The 2,375-nt window shown below is 49.2% G+C and carries 5 protein-coding genes; all 5 read right to left on the bottom strand.

Translation table 11 applies throughout. The features are described from left to right. A partial coding sequence (locus tag DW640_RS23165) for a ParB/RepB/Spo0J family partition protein (protein WP_117578998.1) occupies positions 1 to 239 on the bottom strand: 239 nt, incomplete at its 3' end. Between the two features lie 143 nt (positions 240 to 382). Continuing rightward, a complete protein-coding gene (locus tag DW640_RS23160) occupies positions 383 to 931 on the bottom strand; it encodes an SLOG family protein (RefSeq protein ID WP_009041244.1) in 549 nt (182 codons plus the stop codon). Between the two features lie 22 nt (positions 932 to 953). Then, positions 954 to 1,148, bottom strand: a complete 195-nt coding sequence (locus DW640_RS23155) for a hypothetical protein (protein WP_008640960.1) — start codon at positions 1,146 to 1,148, stop codon at positions 954 to 956. A gap of 255 nt (positions 1,149 to 1,403) precedes the next feature. Next, the gene (locus tag DW640_RS23145) at positions 1,404 to 2,054 is read right to left on the bottom strand and encodes a hypothetical protein (protein ID WP_014299605.1); all 651 of its coding nucleotides are present in this window, start codon (positions 2,052 to 2,054) and stop codon (positions 1,404 to 1,406) included. Positions 2,055 to 2,125: 71 nt separating this feature from the next. After that, positions 2,126 to 2,375: zincin-like metallopeptidase domain-containing protein (locus tag DW640_RS23140; RefSeq protein WP_255420964.1), on the bottom strand; the 250-nt coding region annotated here is incomplete at its 5' end.

Below are 2,375 nucleotides of genomic sequence, written 5' to 3'. Positions count from 1 at the left end.
GCAATGACGGACGCACGGTAACGGCGTTCCCCGAAAACAATCCCGTAACGGTCTGTCCCGTCAACGGGGCGCACGGTGATGGGCTGCAACACACCCTGCCGCTTGATGCTCTCGGCAAGCTCGTAAAGGCTCGTTTCATCGAAACGCTTGCGTGGGTTGAAACCGCTCGGCTGAATGTTTGCCAATGCTACCATCGTGATGTTTCTCTCTGCTGCTGATTGATTTGCTTTTGTCTTCATAATCCGTTTGTTTTTAAGTTGATTGTTTATTCTTGTTCTTTTTGATAATTTTTTCCGGTCGGGAAATCGGTTTCTTTGCTATCTTTCTTTCCCCGCTCCGGCTCACGAAAGAAAGTAGCGGGCGGAAAGTCCGCCCTTGCGGCTTACCTGCGGTTATAGCACACGTTCGCGAACTTCTTTTTCTGCTCTACCGCCCGTTTGAGGATGTAGAACGTGCCGCCCACGGCTACCGAATCGTAATAGACCATCAGAAAAGCGGAGTTTTCCAAAAGGTAGTCGTTACGGCGTAGGAAACAGCCCTCGGTATATCCGTCCTGCAAGGTTACCACTTCATCGGCTTGCGCCAAAATGGTGTCATAACGCCGCTTGTCGGCCTGGGTGTACCGCTCGGCTTGTCCCTTGAAGGGGAGAACGCATTTCAAATGGATATGCGGGTATTCCTTTTTGAGGTTCAAGACTTCCTCTGCTGCGATAAGGTCGAAGCCCTCGCACATTCCCGACAAAAAGGTATGGTAGCCTTTTTTGATACAATAACTCTCGATGGCTACAAATGTATCGAACGCCACCTCTCTAAAGAGTTTCTCACGGTCTGCCGTGAACTTGGCTATACGGTTGGTGCGGTGTCCCGAAAAGGCTACCGTCTTTTCTTTCGTAACGGGTGTTCCGTTTTCTGCCAATGTCCTTGTTTCCATATTGATATTTTTTTATCGGTTATTACTTGCCTTCTTCCTGCCACAAACCACGCTCTTTATCAAAATCAATGTCGTAGTAGTAGGCTGTCTTTGTTTTGGGCTTCCTGCGCCCGCCCAAAACTTGGGTTTCCAAAACCTTGTACCCTTTTCGGGTGGCTGCCACGACCACGCAAGTGAGGTACGGCAGATACTTGTGTTTAAACTTCTTTCCTTCCATGATTCAGATGATTAAAAGAATGATTATCAAGATGAACATGAAGCCGACAAACAACCGCCACGCAAGGGCGAAAACAAGCCGTGCCACGAAGCCTAACAGAAGCAAAGTAGCGGATAGGGCAAAAAACTGCCCTGCGGTGGTGGTGAGGAAGTACACCGCCGAAGCCCAAAGGATTAGGCGGTAAACCAGTCTGTAAATGAATGTCGTTTTCATGTTCTCGGGTATTGTCGGGCGGAGGAATCCGCCCGTGGTTGTTTAATAGTTTCCTTTCGGGATATAGCGGTTATCGGCTATCAGCCGGAACGTGTCGTAATCAGCCGTTCCCCGATAACTTAGGGACAGTTCAAAATAGAGGTGTCCTTCCTCTATGTAGAAAGTGAAGCGCAAGCCGTTGCGGATTATCGTCCCTTTTGAATGGTTGTTCCCTTCCCATCTTACGGGTTCATTCTCGATACTTTTCAAGAAATCGGCGACCTTTTTCGAGTTCTCCACATTTTCTTGCTCCACCTGCCTGTATATCTGCGTGTAGTAGTTTATCCAATCGTTTATTTTCTTGGCGGTGAACACGCCGATATTGCACGGCTTTTCGTATTGGTTGCCCGCCCTTTCGATGTCGTAGCGGTTGACATATTCAAAATGCTCCATGTCGGCGGCTATCCTGTATTTGTTCTCTTTGTATATCTTGCACACATGGAAACGGATGCCGTTATACGTGAACTCTATGCGCACGCCGTAAAATGCGGGATATTCACCGCTCTCCACGTGGTAGCCGTATTCCGCTTGGGGTATGTACTTCCTTATCTCCTGCATGAGTGGAGACAGCTCTTTTTTCGCCCGTTCCGCTCTTTCGGTAAACATCGCATTAACGTTAAAGCCGTTAAATTCCTTTTCTGATAATGTTTTCATCGTCTTATGTCTTTAAGTGGGGCGGATTGCTCCGCCCGTTGGTTTATACTCTTGTTCCTTTGTTGTCCCGCTTAGGCTGCTGCGGGTTCGTTTACCGGTTCGGTTACCTTGTCGGCAATCATCTTCGCCGCCTTGTTCACGTCCCCCAATATCTCCACCAAAAAGGCGGGTTCCTCCCTTAGCTTGGTGAGCCAGTGTTTCAGATAGGCGGCGTTGTTCTCCTGCGGTGCGGTTGCGTAGCCGAAGAACGCACCGCAAAGGGCTGCGGTAAGTTCGGCGACAAGTTCCTCACGGGCATAGAGCGCATCCCCGAAGAAGCAG

It is taken from the genome of Bacteroides sp. AM23-12, assembly GCF_003434395.1.
Taxonomy (GTDB): Bacteria; Bacteroidota; Bacteroidia; order Bacteroidales; family Bacteroidaceae; genus Bacteroides; species Bacteroides thetaiotaomicron.
This window is presented reverse-complemented; position numbering and strand designations above follow the sequence as displayed.

What these genes read in the sequence shown, in the direction of transcription:
- DW640_RS23145 (WP_014299605.1), bottom strand. Translation starts at nt 2,054, where the DNA reads ATGAAAACATTATCAGAAAAGGAATTTAACGGCTTTAACGTTAATGCG.
- DW640_RS23155 (WP_008640960.1), bottom strand. Translation starts at nt 1,148, where the DNA reads ATGGAAGGAAAGAAGTTTAAACACAAGTATCTGCCGTACCTCACTTGC.
- DW640_RS23160 (WP_009041244.1), bottom strand. Translation starts at nt 931, where the DNA reads ATGGAAACAAGGACATTGGCAGAAAACGGAACACCCGTTACGAAAGAA.